Annotated in this window: 17 protein-coding genes; 8 read left to right on the forward strand and 9 right to left on the reverse strand. The window is 64.7% G+C overall.

Annotation, left to right across the window (positions count from 1 at the left end; translation table 11 throughout):
* Nucleotides 1-34: 34 nt before the first annotated feature.
* The 7 genes from ACUY1T_RS00195 to ACUY1T_RS00225 form a co-directional block, all read right to left on the reverse strand.
* A complete protein-coding gene (locus tag ACUY1T_RS00195; protein WP_446019706.1) occupies nucleotides 35-1,561 on the reverse strand; it encodes a sodium:solute symporter family protein in 1,527 nt (508 codons plus the stop codon).
* A gap of 11 nt (nucleotides 1,562-1,572) precedes the next feature.
* Entirely contained in the window at nucleotides 1,573-1,806 is a 234-nt protein-coding gene (locus ACUY1T_RS00200) for a hypothetical protein (RefSeq protein WP_446019707.1), read from the reverse strand.
* Nucleotides 1,807-2,024: 218 nt separating this feature from the next.
* On the reverse strand, nucleotides 2,025-3,296 hold the full coding sequence (locus ACUY1T_RS00205) for a HipA domain-containing protein (RefSeq protein ID WP_446019708.1): 1,272 nt from the start codon (nucleotides 3,294-3,296) through the stop codon (nucleotides 2,025-2,027).
* Complete coding sequence (locus ACUY1T_RS00210) at nucleotides 3,293-3,532, reverse strand: helix-turn-helix domain-containing protein (protein ID WP_446019709.1); 240 nt, start codon at nucleotides 3,530-3,532, stop codon at nucleotides 3,293-3,295. The genes ACUY1T_RS00205 and ACUY1T_RS00210 overlap by 4 nt, the downstream gene beginning before the upstream one ends.
* Before the next feature lie 686 nt (nucleotides 3,533-4,218).
* The gene (locus ACUY1T_RS00215) at nucleotides 4,219-4,737 is read right to left on the reverse strand and encodes a CAP domain-containing protein (RefSeq protein ID WP_446019710.1); all 519 of its coding nucleotides are present in this window, start codon (nucleotides 4,735-4,737) and stop codon (nucleotides 4,219-4,221) included.
* 54 nt (nucleotides 4,738-4,791) lie between these two features.
* Nucleotides 4,792-5,061, reverse strand: a complete 270-nt coding sequence (locus tag ACUY1T_RS00220; RefSeq protein ID WP_446019711.1) for an FAD-binding oxidoreductase — start codon at nucleotides 5,059-5,061, stop codon at nucleotides 4,792-4,794.
* Nucleotide 5,062: 1 nt separating this feature from the next.
* A complete protein-coding gene (locus tag ACUY1T_RS00225; RefSeq protein WP_446019712.1) occupies nucleotides 5,063-6,364 on the reverse strand; it encodes an L-fuconate dehydratase in 1,302 nt (433 codons plus the stop codon).
* A gap of 212 nt (nucleotides 6,365-6,576) precedes the next feature.
* On the opposite strand from ACUY1T_RS00225, the gene ACUY1T_RS00230 reads away from it, so the two are divergent.
* The 8 genes from ACUY1T_RS00230 to nanR all read left to right on the forward strand — a co-directional run bounded on the left by ACUY1T_RS00230 (nucleotide 6,577) and on the right by nanR (nucleotide 14,719).
* Entirely contained in the window at nucleotides 6,577-7,341 is a 765-nt protein-coding gene (locus tag ACUY1T_RS00230; RefSeq protein ID WP_446019713.1) for an SDR family NAD(P)-dependent oxidoreductase, read from the forward strand.
* The gene (gene pdxA, locus ACUY1T_RS00235) at nucleotides 7,338-8,357 is read left to right on the forward strand and encodes a 4-hydroxythreonine-4-phosphate dehydrogenase PdxA (protein WP_446019714.1); all 1,020 of its coding nucleotides are present in this window, start codon (nucleotides 7,338-7,340) and stop codon (nucleotides 8,355-8,357) included. The genes ACUY1T_RS00230 and pdxA overlap by 4 nt, the downstream gene beginning before the upstream one ends.
* Nucleotides 8,354-9,547 (forward strand): four-carbon acid sugar kinase family protein, encoded by a 1,194-nt coding sequence (locus tag ACUY1T_RS00240; protein ID WP_446019715.1) that lies wholly within the window; start codon nucleotides 8,354-8,356, stop codon nucleotides 9,545-9,547. The genes pdxA and ACUY1T_RS00240 overlap by 4 nt, the downstream gene beginning before the upstream one ends.
* Before the next feature lie 217 nt (nucleotides 9,548-9,764).
* Nucleotides 9,765-10,760, forward strand: coding sequence for a sialic acid TRAP transporter substrate-binding protein SiaP (locus tag ACUY1T_RS00245; protein WP_446019716.1), 996 nt, complete (start codon nucleotides 9,765-9,767; stop codon nucleotides 10,758-10,760).
* Between the two features lie 90 nt (nucleotides 10,761-10,850).
* Complete coding sequence (locus ACUY1T_RS00250) at nucleotides 10,851-11,426, forward strand: TRAP transporter small permease (RefSeq protein WP_446019717.1); 576 nt, start codon at nucleotides 10,851-10,853, stop codon at nucleotides 11,424-11,426.
* A 24-nt stretch (nucleotides 11,427-11,450) separates the two neighbouring features.
* Complete coding sequence (locus ACUY1T_RS00255; RefSeq protein ID WP_446019718.1) at nucleotides 11,451-12,830, forward strand: TRAP transporter large permease; 1,380 nt, start codon at nucleotides 11,451-11,453, stop codon at nucleotides 12,828-12,830.
* A 31-nt stretch (nucleotides 12,831-12,861) separates the two neighbouring features.
* Nucleotides 12,862-13,938 (forward strand): Ldh family oxidoreductase, encoded by a 1,077-nt coding sequence (locus tag ACUY1T_RS00260; RefSeq protein ID WP_446019719.1) that lies wholly within the window; start codon nucleotides 12,862-12,864, stop codon nucleotides 13,936-13,938.
* 64 nt (nucleotides 13,939-14,002) lie between these two features.
* A complete protein-coding gene (nanR, locus tag ACUY1T_RS00265; RefSeq protein ID WP_446019720.1) occupies nucleotides 14,003-14,719 on the forward strand; it encodes a transcriptional regulator NanR in 717 nt (238 codons plus the stop codon).
* 66 nt (nucleotides 14,720-14,785) lie between these two features.
* Here nanR and ACUY1T_RS00270 read toward each other — a convergent pair whose 3' ends face one another.
* Nucleotides 14,786-16,426 (reverse strand): UxaA family hydrolase, encoded by a 1,641-nt coding sequence (locus ACUY1T_RS00270; RefSeq protein ID WP_446019721.1) that lies wholly within the window; start codon nucleotides 16,424-16,426, stop codon nucleotides 14,786-14,788.
* A gap of 25 nt (nucleotides 16,427-16,451) precedes the next feature.
* Nucleotides 16,452-17,309, reverse strand: a complete 858-nt coding sequence (locus ACUY1T_RS00275) for a fumarylacetoacetate hydrolase family protein (protein ID WP_446019722.1) — start codon at nucleotides 17,307-17,309, stop codon at nucleotides 16,452-16,454.
* Nucleotides 17,310-17,339: the final 30 nt, after the last annotated feature.

The following is a 17,339-nucleotide window of genomic DNA, read 5'->3' on the forward strand; positions in this document are numbered from 1 at the left end:
GACCTGGCGTGGCAGGCCCCGGATTTTCTTCGTTTCAGCGTACCGGTGATGTCTCGGCTGCCGGACTGGCGTTGCCGTCCAGGCGTTCGGGGTGGTACTCGGCATCGTAGTCGTGGCGTGCCTGGGCGAAGCGTTCCACTACCTCCCGGTCCTGGCGTTGCAGGGCCAGGCTCAGGCCGATGAAGACACCGGCATTGAGCAGCAGCCCCCAAATGCCGGCATGCAGGCCCAGCGGGGCGCTGGTCAGCGGCGTATAGGTCAGCACCAGCACGCAGGTGACCCCGGCCAGCAGCCCCCACAGGGCACCCATGGGGTGCGCACGCCGCCAGGTGATGGCGCCGAGGGTGGGCACGATCAACTGCGCAGTACCGGCCAGGGCGGCAATGCCGATGGTAACCAGCACGCCGGGCACGGTCAGGGCCATGACATAGGCGACAAGCGAGAAGCCTACCAGCGAGAGGCGACCCACGCCGACGATGCGCGCCTGGGTGGCCTCGCGGTTCACGTAGCGCTGGTAGATGTCCATGGTCACCACGGTGGAGACCGCATGGATCTGCGAGTTGGCGGTGGACATGGCAGCGGAGGCGCCAGCGGCCATGATCAGCGAGGCCAGCAGGTAGGGCGCGTAGTTCATCAGCATGATCGGCAGGATCTGGTCGGGGTTCTCGACGCCGGGCTCCAGCAGCACGCCGCTGTAGCCGGAGAGCACCGAACCGAAGTAGGCGAAGGCGGCCAGGCCGAGCAGGAACGGCATCAGGTTGAACAGCCGGCCGCTCTTCACCGAGTACATGCGCAGCCAGATCTGCGGCCCCATGAAGGCGCCGATCGCCACGATCACGAACAGCGAGAACCACATGCTGTAGCCCATGTTGCCGTTGGGCCCCGGCATGGTCAGGTGCTCCGGCGAGGTTTGCTGCAGCTGGGCGAAGAGGGCGCCGGGCCCGCCCACGTGGGATGAGATGTAGTAGCCGGCGTACATCATGCCGAAGAACAGCAGCGCGCCGTAGATGACGTCGGTCCAGGCGATGGCCCGGATCCCGCCGATCCAGACGTAGACGATGATGATGAAGTAGAACAGCAAGGCCGCCAGCCAGAAGGGGATCACGCCGCCGGAGGCGACCTCGATCAGGTAGGCGCCGCCTGTCAGCTGGATCTGCAGGTAGGGCACGGTGAAGACCAGGGTGATGATGGCGACCACGATGCGCAGGGCTTCGCTGTTGTAGAAGTCGCCCATCAGGTCCGATGGCGTCAGGTAGTTGAAGCGCTTACCCAGGAACCAGACGCGCTTGCCGACCCAGTAGTACATGAAGCCGAACAGCAGGTTCCAGGCCAGGGCGGTCAGGTAGACCGGCCCGCCGGTGTAGAAGGTGGCATTGGAGCCGAGGAAGGCGAAGGCGCTCCACCAGGTGGCGGCAACGGTGAAGAACACAGCGACGCTGCCCATGGCCCTGCCCTGGACGAAGAAGTCTTCACTGGTTTCCTGTGACTGACGTGAAGAGACCACCCCGACGATCAGCGGGATGATCATGAAAGCGGCAATGATGAAGATGCTGCCGGTCATGGTCGGCCTCCTCAGCGGGTGCTGTCGTTGGTGGTTCGGCTACCCCAGTCGGTCAGGTAGGCCACCAGGAACAGAACTGTAATGACGGCCCACCAGGCCAGGTTCCAGAGGAAAAGAAAGGGTATGCCCATCAGCATGGGCTCGATCTGGTTGGCCATCATGATCGCTGGGCTTTCCAGCATGACGAAGCCGAGGAGAACGCCGCCGTAGAGGGCGAGCTTGAGTGGTGGCAGGTTTTTCAACATCGTCTATCCCCTTGTTTTGTTTGGTGGGGGAGTATCCATCCTCCGGTTCCGGGGGATGGCGTGAATGCGTCTGCATGTCCAATTATTGTATTTATACGAATAAATACAATAGTTAGTTCACCGCACTGCAGTTTGTCAAATTCTTGGGGTTTTTTTATTGGGCGGCTTGCGTGGGAAGGGGCGTGGAAGGCGAGCCTGGGGAGGCTCGGATGCTGCTATTACCAGCGTTGCGCCTTGTGGCACTGGGCCTGGATATGCTGGCGCTGCTGCTGAAGCCGGCGCCAGCCGCGCTCGCTCAGTCCGGCAGCGGTCAGGATGTGCCGCAGCTCCTGGGAATCGAGCAGCTCCTGCAGGCGGGCGGCGAGCGCGAGTGTCTCGCGCCGCACGAAGGGGTAGCTGAAGCGGCACTCCTTGGCGAAGGCCTGCCAGTCGCGGGGCAGTAGCTGTTGCGAGTTGACCTGCTCGCCGACCGAGAAGGCCAAGTCGCGGTGATAGCCCAGTACCAGCGTGCCGACGAGGTCGTAGGCGGGCGCGACCTGCCATTGGCCGCGCTCGTCCTGAAGCAGGGAGATGTTCTTGGCATGGCCGTCGGTATTGCCGACCAGCACGTTGAAGATCTGCCAGCGCAGCAGGTGCTGGACCGAGGCGGCGCTGGGCCGGCAAGCCTGACGGGCCGTGGCGATGCACTGTCCGAAGCGTGGCCCGTTAGGTGCCTGGTACTTGTCGATTCGTGAAAGCCCCATGGCTTGGCAGAAGTCTTCCTGATGAACGCGGCGTAGCTCAGGCGTGCCGATGCCGGCCCTGTCGTAGCGCTCCACGAGAAGATAGGGGTGCCCCTCGGCCTGGCCTATCGTGGTGGTGGGGCAGGCCAGCCCGGCCAGGCGTGCCAGCGTATTCAGGAACAGCTCGTTGAGCACGATCAGGTCGCGGCCGTCCACGGCGAACTTGAGGATGTGGGAAGAGGGTGTGGCGCCCCTGGGCAGCTTGAGTTCGCCGTTTTCGACCAGTACCGGGATCTTGTCCTGGGCGCCCGCCAGCGACAGGCGCGGGCGCGGGTCACTTCCTTCGCTGCCCATGAGCGAATAGCGGTCGCGAAAGGCCGCCCATTGGGCGAGCTTGTCGAGCGCCAGCGGTGTCGTTTCCCATTGGCATGTCGGCACTTGGTCGGGGGGCAGGATCGTCAGGGCGCCGGCACAGTCACCGCCGATGGCTTCCAGCAGCGCGAAATCGTCGTCGGGTATGGCCAGGCGCTTGAGCAGTGCGGCGCGGGCCTGCTCTTCGGGCAGCAGGTTGCCGAACCAGCGGTGAGCCGTTTGCTCTTCAGGAAGCCAGGTGCGCTTTTCCAGCGGCAGGCTGTGAGAGATGGCGTGGCCGTATGCCTGCCATTCATTGTCGTACTCGAAGCCGATCAGCCGTTCGCCACTGCCCCTCCACAGCACGCCTACCCGCTTGTCGTCACGCCATACGCTCAGCGTATCGAGGCGGTTCATGTGCCTTGGGCCTCGGGTAGCTGCGCCGTCAGCTCGATGCCCAGCGCATCGAGCACCCAAAGCACCCGCACCAGGCTGCAGGTCTCGCGTCCATTTTCCAGCTCACTGAGAAAACGGATGCTCAGCCCGCAGAGGCCCGCCAGGGTTTCCAGGGTAAGGCCCTGTTGCTTGCGCGCTTGGCGGATCAGGCGGCCGAGGGTTGCTGCGTTGCGGATGGGGTGGGCGGCATTGGGCATGATGGGCTCTGTATGATTTTCCCGATTGGGAAAATTTAGCAGGAGCACTCGGCAATGACAACAAAATTTTCCCTATCGGGAAAGTGGCGTCTTCAGGCTTGTTGGCTGCGCAATTCTTTCCCTATTGGGAAAGTTGGCGTATCAGGTGCGCCTGAAGCTGTTTCGTTGGCTCGTAGAAGCTGTCTGAGGGTGAATTAGGCAATAAACGCACCAAAACAGCTATGGAAGCATTTTCCAAGCGCTTGATCGGTGCAGGGGTGAGAATCATGACATACAGTGGCGTATCTTTGGGTCAAGTGGGCAAATTGTCGTAACCCTAATGAAATGTCGACAAAGCTGCGGCATGATGTTTCTCGATGTCACACAGGAGAAACCTCATGCCAACACAACAGAGTGCTGAAGGCCTGACCAACGAAGTGCTGAGCCACTGGGAATCCCATGCGTTAGCCCAGCAGGCAGCTTGCGACGCCATCGCTGCCTACATTCCCTGATTCTCATCCCGCTCTGCCATTGGACCAGGGAGGGTCCAGACCGAATCTCCCGTTAGCCGTTGCACCGCTTTCCTCTCGTTCCGTTCCTTGTTCTTCTATTTATTACCAGCTTCTCGCTTCCGCGTATCGCTACGCTGCTCCATCTCTTCTTTCTGCTCTTTCTGCGCTGGCACGATACGCCCGCTTGGCATGTGTTTATCGAGGGCCTGCGAACACCTGCGTCCAGAAGGGTGAATAGCGCGACTCTTCGGCCTCGACGGAGGCGGCGCCCATCTCGGTGAATTTATCGCTCATGATGTTGGCGCAGTGCCCCGGGCTGTCCAGCCAACCGGCCATGACGGCTTCGACATCGGCCTGGCCGGCAGCGATGTTCTCGCCCACGGCCATCCACTCGTAACCCGCTTCGCTCACCCGTGCGGCAACCCCTTCGTCATCCTCTCCGGTATGGCCGAAGAACTCCTCTTCAGCCATCGCCTGGGAATGGGCCTGGGCCGCCACGGCCAGGCGACAGTTCCATTCCAGCGGTTCGGTCGCTTCATATTCGTCATCGCCGCACTGACGCGCTTCACTGCGGGCTTCGTTGACGCGTTCGAGCATGGCCTGCTGCTGCTCGCTCGGCTCGCAAGCTTCTTGCGCCTCTTGAGCGAAGGTCGGCGTGCCATGTATCGCCAGCGCCAGGCAGGTCGCAACGGGAAACCGTAAGCTTGTGCGCATCCTTATCCTCCTCTCTTCTCTCTTATTCGTCTCGATTCATGCGCTCCAGGCTGATCACCAGCTCGTTGCCATCGGCGGCGGCAGGGCGCCTGTCACCAGGCCGCCGTGGCCGCCCTGGGGCACCATGGGCACGCCATGTTCCCGGCACAGGCGAACGGTCTCGACGACTTCCTCGGCAGAGGCGAGGCGGGCCACCGCCAGCGGCGTGCCGAGCCGGTCGCCGGCCCAGTCCGCCACGTAGCGGGTCATGTCGTCGGGTTTGCGTCGCACGCTACGCTCGCCCAGGCGCGCGGCGAGTGCTTCGAGAAAAGCCTCTCGCTTCATGTCAGCTCTCCTCCTTCCAGGCGGCACCATTCGGGAATCGGTGCCGGGCCAGTGACTCGGGGCGCATGGTGATGCTGTAGCCCGGCGCCTCGGGCGCCCGGTAGCGCCCGCGTTCGATGACCACCGGATCGACGAAGTGCTCATGTAGATGATCGACGTATTCCAGCACGCGCCCCTCCAGGCTGCCCGCAACGGCGATGTAGTCGAACAGCGAGACGTGCTGGACGTATTCGCACAGCCCGACGCCGCCGGCATGGGGGCAGACAGGCACGCCGAACTTGGCGGCCATCAGAGCCACCAGGATCACCTCGTTGAGCCCGCCCAGGCGCGCGGCATCGAGCTGGCAGTAGTCGAGCGCCTCGGCCTGGAAGAACTGCTTGAACATCACCTTGTTGTGGCAGTGCTCGCCGCTGGCTACGCCGATGGGCGCGACGCGGTGGCGGATCTCGGCGTGGCCGAGGATGTCGTCGGGACTGGTGGGCTCCTCGATCCACAGCGGATCGAACTCGGCCAGGCAGCGCATCTTGGCGATCGTCTCGTCGACCTCCCAGACCTGGTTGGCATCCATCATCAGCACGTTATCCCAGCCGATCTCCTCGCGCAGCAGGGCGGCACGGCGAACGTCCTCCTCCTGGTCGCCACCGATCTTTTGCTTGAAGTGGGTCCAGCCCTCGGCGAGCGCCTCCCGCGCCAGGCGGCGAACCTTGTCGTCGGTGTAGCCGAGCCAGCCGGCCGAGGTGGTGTAGGCGGGGAAGCCGTCGCGCTTCATCTCGGCTTCACGCTCGGCCTTGCCGGCCTCCCGTCGGCGTAACAGGGCGATGGCTTCCTCGGGGGTGATGGCGTCCGTGACGAAGCGGAAGTCGAGGCAGCGCGCCAGCTGCTCGGGCGACATGTCCACCAGCAGCTTCCACACGGGCTTGCCCTCGCGCTTGGCCCACAGGTCCCACACCGCGTTGACCAAGGCCGCGGTGGCCAGGTGGATCGCGCCCTTGTCGGGGCCGATCCAGCGCAGTTGGCTGTCGCCAGTGATCTCGCGCCAGAAGGCGCCCATGTCGGCCGTGATCGAGGCCAGCGTTCGGCCCTCGACCAGGTGGGCCAGGGCATTCACGGCAGCGACGACGATCTCGTTGCCGCGGCCGATGGTGAAGGTGAGACCGTGGCCTTCGGCGCCGCCGTCGTCGACGCGCAGGATGACGTAGGTGGCGGAGTAGTCGGGCGCGGCGTTCATGGCATCCGAACCGTCGAGGTTGCGCGAGGTGGGAAAGCGGATGTCCTGCACGTCGACTCGGGTAATGGTGGTCATGCTGCCTCCTTGCGAGGGTTGCCTGGCGTTGCGAGGGGCCTGGCGTTTGGCCAGGACTCGTCTACCATGCTATCTGTGTCGTGTTGTATGACAGGTATGCCAAACAAATATCACTCTAGCGCAAGGTGCCGAGCGGGGTCGACAGCCAGCCGCATCGGCAGCCGCACAGCGCGATAAGAGTGGAAACATCTAATCTGGGGGAGATTTCAGCGATGCTCGATGAGTGGAAAGGCAAGCGGGTACTGATCACCGGGGCCAGCCGCGGTATCGGCGCCGCCGTGGCGCGGCAGTTGGGTGCCTTGGGCGCCCGGGTCGCGGTGCACTACCACGCCAGCGCCGACAAGGCCGAGGCGGTGGCCGAGGACATCCGGGCGGCAGGCGGCGAGGCCGTGGTCGTTCAGGGCGACGTGAGCCGTTCCGAGGAGGCCAGGCGTGTCGTCGACGAGGCCGCCGAGCAGCTGGGTGGCCTGGACCTGCTGATCAACAATGCCGGCGACATGCTGGGGCGGGTCGCGCTGGCCGAAATCGACGACGAGCACTACGACCGTGTAATGGATCTCAACGTGCGCTCGGTGGTGATGGTCTCCCGGGCCGCACTGCCGCACTTCAAGCGCGCCGGTGGCGGCAACATCATTCATACCACGTCGATTGCGGCGCGCAACGGGGGCGGCCCGGGCGCGGGCCTGTATGCCTCGGCGAAAGGCTTCGTCAGCACCATGACACGCAACATGGCCAAGGAGCTAATGGACGACAACATCCGCGTCAATGCCGTGGCGCCGGGTGTCATCGCTACCGATTTCCACGTTCGCCACTCCACCGAGGAGCAGTTGGCCGCGGTGTCCGCTTCCATCCCCATGGGGCGCACGGGGGTCGCCGAAGAATGCGTGGGAGCCTATGTGTTCCTTGGCACCGACAGCATGAGCGGCTACGTGACCGGTCAGATCATCGAGGTAAACGGAGGCCAGTTGATGCCATGAGGGAGACGACGGCCGGCCCTGAGTACTCACTTGCTATCACCATGGGCGATCCCGCTGGCATCGGCCCGGAGATCATCTGCCGCGCGGTGGCCGGCATGACGCCCGAGGAACGAGGCGGCACCCTGCTGGTGGGCGACCCTGCGATCTATCGGCGTGCCGCGGCTCTGATCGATGCGCCGCTCGACTTCGTGGCGCTGGAAGAGGCCAGGCCCGGTGATGGGCGAGATGATCGTAGTGTGACCGTGGCCGAGGTGAAGGTGCCCGCGGGGGCTTCGATCCCCGATGGCCGGATCGGCGCCGATGCCGGCGACCTGGCCTTTCGCTGCGTCAAGCGAGCGGTGGAGCTGGTACAGGCCGGGCGCGCACGGGTCATCGTCACGGCACCCCTGAACAAGGCGGCGCTGCACGCGGCCGGCCACTTCTACGATGGCCATACCGGCATGCTGGCAGCCCTGACCCAGGCGCCTTCTTCGTTCATGCTGCTGGCCTCCGAAACGCTCTCCACGCTGCACGTTTCCACTCACGTGTCGCTGCGTGGGGCGATCGAGCGGGTGACCGAGGAGCGCATCGCGGCCACCGTGGCGGTGGGCAACGCGCATCTGAAAGCCATGGGTGTGGCAGCGCCGCGCATCGCCGTGGCCGGGCTCAACCCACACTGCGGCGAGGGCGGCATTTTCGGCGACGAGGACGAGCGGATCATTGCGCCCGCGGTGCGTACGCTGCGCGAGCGGGGTTTCGACGTACAGGGGCCGATCTCGGCCGATACCGTCTTCTATCGCGCATCCCGCGGCGAGTTCGACCTGGTGGTGGCCCAGTATCACGACCAGGGGCATATCCCGGTGAAGCTGATCGCCTTCGATACCACGGTCAACGTGAGCCTGGGGCTGCCCCTCATGCGCACGTCGGTGGATCACGGCACGGCATTCGACATTGCCTGGCAGGGCCGGGCGGATGCCACCAACATGGGCGCGGCCATTGCCTACGCCCGACGCTTGGCCGTGAGCGCGGGGGCATGAACCGCTGTCGCATCGTCATCGTCGCCGATGACCTGACCGGGGCGCTGGATGCCGCGGCGCCTTTCGCGGCCCGCGGTGCCCACACCCGGGTGTTCGTTGCGCTGGAGCACCTGGACGAGTACTTGAAAGAGTGCCTCGAAGCGTGGCGGGAGGATTGCCCGCCGGTGATCGCGGTGAATACCGAGTCGCGTCACCTGTCGGAGCGGGAGGCGGCGGCTCGGGTCGCCGAGGCTTCCCGACTGCTGGCACGCCTTGCCCCGAGTGTGTGGTTCAAGAAGATCGACTCGACCCTGCGTGGCCAGGTATTGGCCGAGAGCCTGGCCATGACGCGCGCCACCGGTCGCCGCCTGCTGCTGGCGCCGGCCGTGCCCGCCCAGGGGCGAGGGGTGCGGGATGCCGAGGTCTGGGTGGAGGGCGTGCCGCTCGCGCGCACCGCTTACGGGGCAGATGCCCGTTCGCGCCCGCTGATCGGCCCGCTGGACATCGCCTTCACGGCAGCAGGAGCGGCCATGCAGCGTTGGCGGGCAGCGCCTGGCCGGGACCTGCCCGCCGAACATTGCGTGGCCGATACCTCCACTTCCCAGGAGCTTGCCTACCTTTACGATGCCGTTTCCCGTCAGCCGGAGGCCTGGCTGCTGGTGGGGGCCGCCGGCCTGGCCGCGGCGGTTGCCCAGCGCTGCTTCGGCCTGATGCGTGGGCCCCTAATGTCGCTTGGCGACGTTAGCCATTGCCTTTATGCGTTGGGTTCGCGCAGCCCGCGTGCGCTCGTCCAATACCAGCGGCTGCGGCAGGGTGCGCCCGAACTGAAGCCGGAGGCGGCGCTCGATGCCCCGCTTGCGACAGGGGCGTCGTCGCTACGCCTGCTGGTGCCTGGGGCAACCGATGGTGCATACGATCCCGCCGAAGTGGCCAGGGCGATGGGGGAGCGTGTCGCAACGACAGTGGCCGCATGGCCGCCGTCGGTCGTGAAGCTGCTGTTTCTGACCGGGGGCGATATTGCCATGGCGGCGTTGGGCTGCCTGGGGGCGCGTTTCATCGATGTCGCCACGGAATGGGAGCCAGGCGTCGTGCTGGGGGTTCTCGATGGTGACCCGCGCTGCCATGTCATGACCAAGGCGGGAGGCTTCGGCGACCCCGGCCTGCTGCTGCGCCTGCATCGCGAGGTCGGGGTAGGGGCTGCCGGCACCTGACCCAAGCCAATTTTGCCAACGAGGCGTTTGTCGGTTGCGCGGTAGCAGGGGACAAGCTAGGTTTGGAATGGGTGGTATGATACGTATACAGCAAGACAGTATGCGACAAGACGGCATCAGGCCGACTGACATGGCCAAACGCCACGTGCTGAAGCGACTACCCAAATGCCTGCTACCTGAATCGATAAGCACAATAAGAGGTTGTGAGGAGAACAATATGAGCCACAAGCGCCAACGCCAGCCCAAGTTCCTGCACATGACGGCCGTTGCCCTGGCGGCAGCGAGCATCAGCATGGCGGCATCCGCCCAGGAAAGCCTGCGATTCGCCCACGTCTACGAGACTTCCGAACCCTTTCACAAGTGGGCGCTGTGGGCTGCCGAGCAGATCGAGGAGCGCACCGAGGGGCGCTATACCATGCAGGTGCATCCTGCGTCGTCGCTGGGCAAGGAGGAGGACATCAACGAGGGGCTCGAGCTGGGTACCATCGATGTCATCTATACCGGCACGCAGTTTGCGGGTCGCTCCTACGGGCCGATCGGCATCGCCGGGGCAGCCTACATGTTCCGCGACTTCGATCACTGGCAGGCGTATGCGGATAGCGATTTGTTCCAGGAGATTGCCGAGGGCTACCAGAATGCCACCGGCAACGTGCCCGTTGCCCTCAATTACTATGGCGAGCGACACGTGACCTCCAACAAGGAGATCAGCGTGCCCGAAGACATGCGCAACCTGCGTATCCGCGTGCCCAATGCGCCGCTCTACATGATGTTCCCGCGTGCCGTGGGCGCCAACCCGACACCGATCGCCTTCGACGAGGTCTACCTGGCCCTGCAGCAGGGCGTGGTGGATGCCCAGGAGAACCCGCTACCCACCATTCGGGCCAAGGCCTTCCACGAGGTACAGGACTACATCAACCTGACCGGGCACATCACCGATTCGCTGATCACCATCGTCGGTGGCCCGCGCTGGAACCAGCTTTCCGAGGAGGACCGCGAGATCTTCCGCGAGGTGTTCGAGGAGGCGGCACGCAACAACACCGAGGAGATCGTCCAGGCTGAGCAGGACCTGGTGGCATGGTTCGAGGAGCAGGGCACCACGGTCAACGAGGTGGATCGCGCCCCCTTCCGCGAGGCCGTGATGCCTCAGCACCTGGGCGATGCGGCGACATGGGACGAAGAGACGTACGACCGCTTGCAGGCCATCGGTCAGTAACGGAAAGCGTTTCCTGAAACCTTTCCGAGCACCTTCATCTCGCTTCAGCCCCATGCCTATGGGCATGGGGCTGGCCAGGAGGCCTGATCAATGTCCCAGACCCCATCTTCCAAGACGCCGTTGTCGGAGCCCCCAGGGCCCGAAATCGATTTCAATCTGGCTTTCGATGACGACGACTTCCGCTTCAGCGACTACGCCGTGGAGGACTACGTCACCCTGGTAGTGTTCTGGGCGCTGATCTTCGTCGTGTTCCTGCAGTTCTTCACCCGCTACGTGCTGGGCGATTCCACTACCTGGACCGAGGAGATCGCCCGCTATCTGCTGATCTTGGTCGGCTTCATCGGCAGTGTCATGGCGGCGCGCAAGGGCACCCACATCATGGTGGAGTTCTTCTACCACTACATGCCTACCTGGTTGTCGCGGCTGCTCAACCTCTGCGTCGATGTGGCGAGTATCGCCTTCTACGGCATGCTTGCCTGGATCACGTTCAAGCTCTCGGGGCGCACGGGGGGAATGATGATCTCCGTGGATGTGCCCAAGAGCGTGCTTTATTACGCCGTGTGTGCGGCCTTCGTGTTGATGGCGCTGCGCGGGCTGCAGCGGCTGGTAAACCGCATCATGGCAGAGCGCCGACAGGGCCAGCCCGCTCCGTCCGACCCCCACTGACAAGATCTAATCGCGAGGCTACGCATGGCTCGACTCTCCGTGATGCGCTGGCAGAAGCCCATCGTCACGCCCACGCTCTCGGCCCTGGCCGTGCTGGGCTGTATCGTTCTGGCGGTGATGGGGCACTACCTCTCCTTCCTGTTCTTTTCGCTGTTCACCATGCTGGTGCTGGGAATGCCGATTGCCATCAGCCTGGCGGGCTCCTGCCTGATGTTCGTGCTGATCAGCGGCCAGGTGCCCGACATCGTGGTGGCCCATCGCATGATCAACGGCATCGATAGCTTTCCGCTGCTGGCGATTCCCTTCTTCATCTTCGCCGGCAGCCTGATGAACAACGCCGGCATCACCGAGCGTATCTTCAACTTCGCCAAGGCGTTGATGGGCTGGATGCGCGGTGGCCTCGGTCACGTCAACGTGGGGGCGAGCATCGTCTTTTCGGGCATGTCCGGCGCGGCGGTGGCGGACGCCGGCGGGCTCGGCATGATCGAGGTGAAGGCGATGAAGGATGCCGGCTACGACGAGGAGTTCGCCGTCGGCATCACCGCGGCGTCGTCTACCATCGGGCCGATCATCCCGCCCAGCCTGCCGATGGTGATCTATGGAGTCATGGCTTCGGCCTCGGTGGGCCAGCTGTTTGCCGCCGGCCTGCTGCCTGGGCTGCTCATGGGCGCCATGCTGATGCTGATGATCTTCCTGATCTCGCGGCGCCGCGGCTACCAGCGCGATGCCATCTTCTCCATGCGCGTGCTGGGGCATACCTTCGGCCGGGCACTACTTTCTCTGATGACGCCGGTGATCATCGTCGGCGGCATCATCACCGGGGCCTTCACTCCCACCGAGGCGGCCGTGGCCGCCGTGTTCTACGCGCTGTTCCTGGGCGTGGTGATCTATCGCACCCTGACCTGGCGCAAGCTGCTCAAGGTGAGCATGGAAACCATCGAGACCACGGCAGTGATCCTGTTCATCGTGGCGGCCGCCTCGATCTTTGCCTGGATCCTCACCAGTAACCAGGTTACCCAGCATGTCATCGCCCTGATGGGACCCTACTCCGATAGCAAGGTGGTGGTGCTGATGATGGCCAACCTGGTGTTGATCCTGGTGGGTTGCTTCATGGAAACCATTGCCGCCATCACCATCCTGGTGCCGGTGCTGTTGCCGCTGGTCATGGCCGTGGGTGTCGACCCCGTGCACTTCGGGGTGATCATGGTGCTCAACCTGATGATCGGCTTACTGACGCCGCCGGTGGGAATGGTGCTCTACGTGCTGTCACGGGTTTCCAACGTCAGCTTCGAGCGCTGCATGCGGGGAACGATTCCGTTCCTGATCCCGCTGGTGATTTGCCTGCTGCTGGTTACCTTCGTGCCGGCCATCTCCATGTGGCTGCCCACCCTGGTTTACCGGTGAGGCTTCTACGACTGCACAAGGGAAGTGAGCGATGAGCGATTCGTTGGCGGAATTCCGGGTTGCACGAGGCGAGTTGGAGCGCTTCATGCTGGCGGTGCTGGCGCGTGCTGGCGCCGATGCTGCCTCGGCCGAGGCCGTGACCCGGGCGCTGGTGACCGCATCGCGCATGGGCACCGACAGCCATGGCCTGCGCCTGCTGCCGCATTACGTGCGCGCGCTGCAGGGCGGGCGTATCGCGGGCTCGCCTGAGATGCGCTTCGAACGCCGCCTGCCTGCGACTGGGTATCTCGATGCCGGCAACGGTTTCGGTCATCTGGCCGGCTATGCCGCCATGGCGCATGCCGCCGACATGGCCGAGGAGGTCGGCATGGGGGCGGTGGCGGTGGGCAACTCCTCGCATTTCGGTGCGGCGGGCTGCTATGCCCTGGCTGCAGCCGAGCGTGGCCTGATCGGGCTGGCGGTGTGCAATTCCGACCCCTTCGTGCTGCTGCATGGTGGCAGTCGACCCTTCCACGGCACCAATCCCATCGCCTTTGCCGCGCCGGTAGCCGATGGCTCGCCCTATCTGCTCGACATGGCCACCAGTTCGATCCCCTGGAACCGCGTACAGCAATACGGCGCCATCGGCCGCGAGCTGCCCGACCAGGTGGCGGCGGACGCTGAGGGCAGGGTGACGCGAACCCCTGCGGAGGTGGCGGCGCTGCTGCCATTGGGTGGGGCGGACTTCGGCTTCAAGGGAGCTGGCCTGGGTGGCATGGTCGAAGTGCTCAGCTCCACCCTGGCAGGCATGGCGAATGGCTTTCGGCTACTGCCCATGGGAGGGCCGGACATGGCTACGCCGCGGGGAGTCGGGCACTTCTTCCTGGCGCTCGAGCCGGATGCCTTCGCTCCGGGCGACCCTTATCCGGGGCGAATGCGCGATTACCTCGCCGACCTGCGTGCCCAGCCGGGGCGCGGGGAGGCTTGCGTGCTGGCGCCGGGTGACCGGGAGTGGGCCTGCCAGGCGCGCTGTGATGCCGAGGGTATCCCCCTGGATGGCGCCAACCAGGCGGCCTATCGCGAACTCGCCGAGCGCCTCGACGTCGCTGCGCTGCAACGTCTGCCGTGAGTGGATCGATGTCAAAATACGGTAAACTGGCGGCGATTGACGACATTAACAGGAGCATCAGCCTATGAGCAGATATCGGGTCGAGCGCAAGACGCTTTCCGAGCAGGTGGCCGAGCAGCTCGAGGCGGAAATTCTCGAGGGTCGGCTGAGTGAAAACGACCAGCTGCCCTCCGAGCGCGAGCTGATGGAGCAGTTCGGGGTCGGCCGCCCGGCGGTACGCGAGGCGCTATTCCACCTGCAGCAGCTCGGCCTGATCGCCATCAACAGCGGTACCCGCGCCCGGGTGATTCGCCCCACGGCCGAGTCGGTGATGGCGCGCCTTTCCGGCGTCACGCGTCAACTGCTGTCCAAGCCCGACGGCCAGCAGTACTTCCAGGAGGCGCGGGCGCTGTTCGAGATTTCCCTGGCGCGCTATGCGGCGCGTCATGCCAGCGACGAGGACCTGGCCCGGTTGCGCGATGCGCTGCAGGACAATCGCGATGCGCTGGGCGACGAGGCGCGTTTCAAGCGCTCCGACAACGATTTTCACGGCGTGCTGGCGAGCATCGGCCGTAATCCCATCTTCGATGCCATCCACGTGGCGCTCTCGGAATGGCTCGATGACCGTCGCGCCCAGGTGCTGCAACAGAAGGATGAGGACAAGGCGGCAATGGCGGCCCATACGGAGATCGTCGAAGCCATCGAATCCCGCGACCCCGACGCCGCCGAAGCGGCCATGCGGCGCCACCTCGACCGCCATTACGGTACGTACATGAAGTTGAAAAAACGCCTGGCGGAGTGACGCTCTGCTGCATCTAGGTGAATCGCATACCTAGAGAACGTAGGCGAGCGCAGCCACGTTATACCACTATAAAGAGACGCCGCGCTTCCAAGGGATGAAATCATACTGCGCCAGGCGCACCGCGTGCGGGCGATAGCGCCCCGAGGCGGTGTCGATGCACAGCCTGAGCAGTCGTTCTGCCAGTGCGTCGATACTTGCCTCGCCGCGGATGATGGGGCCGGCATCGAAGTCGATCACGTCGCCCATGCGGGTTGCCAGTTCGCTGTTGCTGGCGATCTTCAGCACGGGCGTGATCGGGTTGCCGGTGGGGGTGCCAAGGCCTGTGGTGAAGAGGATCAGATTGGCGCCCGAGCCGGCCAGCGCCGTGGTGGATTCCACGTCGTTGCCCGGGGTGCAGAGCAGGTTCAGGCCGGCCTGGGTCTGCGGTTCGGTGTAGTCGAGCACGTCGACGACGGGGCTGTCGCCTCCCTTCTTGGCCGCTCCAGCGGACTTCATGGCATCGGTGATCAGGCCGTCGCGGATGTTGCCCGGGGAGGGATTCATGGAAAAATCGGCCCCCACCCGGGCGGCATGCTGCTGGTAGGCCTCCATGAGCGAGCGGAAGCGCTCGGCCACCCTGTCGTCGCGGCAGCGGGCCACCAGTTCGTGTTCGACGCCGCACAGCTCGGGAAATTCGCTGAGAATGCCACTGCCACCCAGCGCTACCAGGCGGTCGACTACCGCACCCACCAGCGGGTTGGCCGAAAGTCCCGAGAAACCATCGGAACCGCCGCACTCCACTCCCAGGGAGAGCGACGAGAGCGGGGCGGGGGAGCGTTCGATGCGATTGGCCTCGGCCAGGCCATCGAAGATGGTCGTCAGGGCTTCGCGAATCAGCGCCTCTTCGCTGAGGCTTGCCTGCTGCTCCAGATAGTGAACGGGGCGCGGCCCCTGGGGGTCGCGCTCGGCCACGGCGGTTTTCAGCATGTCGATCTGGGCCTTCTGGCAGCCCAGGCTGAGCACCGTGGCGCCGGCCACGTTGGGATGGCAGATATAGCCCGCCAGCAGCTGGCACAGGGCGAGGGCATCGTCGTCAGTGCCGCCACAGCCCAGGGTGTGGGTGAGAAAGCGCACGCCGTCGACGTTGGGGAAGAGCCGCTCGCGATCGGGTGTGTCCTGTTTGGTGGCGCTCTCGCCGAGCAGCAGGGTACGAGCCATGCGCTTGTAGTCGCGGTAGGGGTCCTCGCCCAATGCATCGGCGACGCACTGGCGCAGCACTTCGATGTTGCGGTTCTCGCAGAACACCAGTGGTACCACTAGCCAGACGTTGGCCGTCCCGACCTTGCCATTGGGGCGGTGGTAGCCATCGAAGGTGACACCGGCAAAGGCTGAGACGTCCGGGGCATGCCATTCGCCGCGCTTGGCCTGTGGCATGGTGGTGGCGGTGCTGTGCTCGGTATTGTCGACGGTGATGGCCGTACCCGCCGGGATCGGGCGGGTGGCACGCCCCACGGTGACGCCGTACATGATCACGGCGTCGTCGGGGGCGAGGTCCTGGAGGCTGAACTTGTGCTTGTGACGGATAGGTTCTGCCAGCTGCAGTTGCCGGCCGTGGTCCTCTACCCTGGTGCCGGCCGGCAGGTCCTTCAGGGCCACTCGTACGTTGTCCGCGGCGTGAACGCGCAGGCTATCGAGTTGGCCGCTGTCGCTGGCAATTGTCTCGCTCATGGATGGTGGCTCCAAGTACAGGGCGCTAGGCGTTGCCCGCAGGTTCGGCGATCACACGCTGTGTTTGTACCCCCAGGCCTTCGATACCCAGGCGCATCTGCTGGCCGGGCTTGAGGTAGACCGGCGGCTTCTGCCCCATGCCCACTCCCGGCGGGGTGCCGGTGGAGATGACGTCGCCGGGCTCGAGCGTCATGAAGCGGCTCAGGTAGCTGATCAGGAAGGGGATGCGGTAGACCATGGTGCGCGTATTGCCGTTCTGGTAGCGGTGGCCGTCCACCTCCAGCCACAGGTCGAGCGCGTGGGGGTCGGCGATCTCATCCGGCGTCACCAGCCAGGGGCCCAGCGGGCCGAAGGTGTCGCAGCCCTTGCCCTTGTCCCAGGTACCGCTGCGCTCGAGCTGGAACTCCCGCTCGGAGACGTCGTTGACCACGCAGTAGCCGGCCACGTGGTCCATGGCATCGGCTTCGGCGACGTAGCGCGCCTGCTTGCCGATCACCACGCCGAGTTCGACTTCCCAATCGGTCTTGTGTGAATCGCGGGGGATGATGACCTCGTCGTTGGGGCCGCAGATGGCGCTGGTCCACTTGTTGAAGACCACGGGTTCGGGCGGCACCACGGCGCCGGTTTCGGCAGCATGGTCGGAGTAGTTGAGGCCGATACAGATGAACTTGCCGACACGGCCGACACAGGGCCCGAGCCGGGTATCGGCAGCTACCTCCGGCAGGCGCGTGGTATCGAGCCCGGTCAGCTCCGCCAGGGTGCTTCGCCCCAGGCGGCGGCCGTCGAGGTCGTCGATATGGGCCGAGAGGTCACGGATCACGCCGTCGGCGTCGAGCAGGCCGGGTTTCTCGTGGCCCTTGGGGCCGAAGCGCAGCAGTTTCATGTCGTCTCCTCTCTCAATTCACGTCTCGAA

This window comes from Billgrantia sp. Q4P2 (assembly GCF_052806135.1).

Coding starts and splice junctions, on each gene's coding strand:
- pdxA (WP_446019714.1), top strand. CDS start 7,338: ATGAGGGAGACGACGGCCGGCCCTGAGTACTCACTTGCTATCACCATG.
- ACUY1T_RS00245 (WP_446019716.1), top strand. CDS start 9,765: ATGAGCCACAAGCGCCAACGCCAGCCCAAGTTCCTGCACATGACGGCC.
- ACUY1T_RS00205 (WP_446019708.1), bottom strand. CDS start 3,296: ATGAACCGCCTCGATACGCTGAGCGTATGGCGTGACGACAAGCGGGTA.
- ACUY1T_RS00240 (WP_446019715.1), top strand. CDS start 8,354: ATGAACCGCTGTCGCATCGTCATCGTCGCCGATGACCTGACCGGGGCG.
- ACUY1T_RS00225 (WP_446019712.1), bottom strand. CDS start 6,364: ATGACCACCATTACCCGAGTCGACGTGCAGGACATCCGCTTTCCCACC.
- ACUY1T_RS00255 (WP_446019718.1), top strand. CDS start 11,451: ATGGCTCGACTCTCCGTGATGCGCTGGCAGAAGCCCATCGTCACGCCC.
- nanR (WP_446019720.1), top strand. CDS start 14,003: ATGAGCAGATATCGGGTCGAGCGCAAGACGCTTTCCGAGCAGGTGGCC.
- ACUY1T_RS00260 (WP_446019719.1), top strand. CDS start 12,862: ATGAGCGATTCGTTGGCGGAATTCCGGGTTGCACGAGGCGAGTTGGAG.
- ACUY1T_RS00210 (WP_446019709.1), bottom strand. CDS start 3,532: ATGCCCAATGCCGCCCACCCCATCCGCAACGCAGCAACCCTCGGCCGC.
- ACUY1T_RS00230 (WP_446019713.1), top strand. CDS start 6,577: ATGCTCGATGAGTGGAAAGGCAAGCGGGTACTGATCACCGGGGCCAGC.
- ACUY1T_RS00200 (WP_446019707.1), bottom strand. CDS start 1,806: ATGTTGAAAAACCTGCCACCACTCAAGCTCGCCCTCTACGGCGGCGTT.
- ACUY1T_RS00220 (WP_446019711.1), bottom strand. CDS start 5,061: ATGAAGCGAGAGGCTTTTCTCGAAGCACTCGCCGCGCGCCTGGGCGAG.
- ACUY1T_RS00270 (WP_446019721.1), bottom strand. CDS start 16,426: ATGAGCGAGACAATTGCCAGCGACAGCGGCCAACTCGATAGCCTGCGC.
- ACUY1T_RS00275 (WP_446019722.1), bottom strand. CDS start 17,309: ATGAAACTGCTGCGCTTCGGCCCCAAGGGCCACGAGAAACCCGGCCTG.
- ACUY1T_RS00215 (WP_446019710.1), bottom strand. CDS start 4,737: ATGCGCACAAGCTTACGGTTTCCCGTTGCGACCTGCCTGGCGCTGGCG.
- ACUY1T_RS00195 (WP_446019706.1), bottom strand. CDS start 1,561: ATGACCGGCAGCATCTTCATCATTGCCGCTTTCATGATCATCCCGCTG.
- ACUY1T_RS00250 (WP_446019717.1), top strand. CDS start 10,851: ATGTCCCAGACCCCATCTTCCAAGACGCCGTTGTCGGAGCCCCCAGGG.